We start from the raw sequence: 806 nt of genomic DNA on the forward strand, positions 1-806 counted from the left end.
GGGATGACACGCGAGCGCTCGTCGAGGTCGGTCAGCCCGTCGAAGATGTGCGAGGCCAGCCCCTTGTTCGGCGCGGCATCGTGGAAATGCGGGTCCATGCTCGTGACCGGCGCCGAGACGCCGATGGCGAGCGTGCGGACCTCCTGCGCCATGGCTGGTGTGCCCAGCAGCACGGTGGGCGTGGCGAGGAGCGAGCGTCGTTGCATCCTCACCACCCCATCGCGCGGGCGGCGCGGCGTGGGTCGGCGCCCCCGTAGATCGTGCCGGAGCGCAGGTCGGCATGGATCGCGCAGACGCCGGACACGTTGGTCGAGACCGCCGGCCGCATATGCACCAGGTGGCCCTTGGCCGCGAGCGCCTCGGCCACGTCGGCGCCGAGCGAGGCTTCGAGGTCGAGCCGTCCCGGCTGGTAGAGATGCGGCTCGAAGGTGTGCGGCATGGAATGCGTGACGAAGCGCGGGGATTCGATCGCCGACTGGATCGGCATGTCGAACATCGTGTGGTTCAGGAAGACCTGCAGCATGGCCTGCGGCTGGAGGTCGCCGCCCGGGCCGCCGAAGGGCATGACGAACTCGCCGGGGCGGATGGCCATGGAGGGGTTGGGCGTCAGCCGCGGCCGCTTGCCCGGCTGTACGCAGGAGGGGCTGTTGGGATCGGCCCAGGATTGCGAGCCGCGCGAGGAAGGCACGAAGCCGAGGCCGGGAATGACCTCGCTCTCGTAGGAGGTGTCGCTGGGCGTGGCGGAGACGGTGTTGCCCCAGCGGTCCACCGCGCAGGCATAGGAAGTATCGCCCTCCACGGCTGGT

The 806-nt window shown here is 70.2% G+C and carries 1 protein-coding gene and 1 pseudogene; both read right to left on the minus strand.

The features are described 5' to 3' along the window. Window positions 1-206 (minus strand): annotated as a pseudogene (locus AC1DWF_RS33520) (ABC transporter substrate-binding protein); the annotation flags it as partial. A 2-nt stretch (window positions 207-208) separates the two neighbouring features. After that, a partial coding sequence (locus AC1DWF_RS33525) for a gamma-glutamyltransferase (RefSeq protein WP_476842812.1) occupies window positions 209-806 on the minus strand: 598 nt, incomplete at its 5' end.

This window comes from Aminobacter sp. P4_D5 (assembly GCF_056401815.1).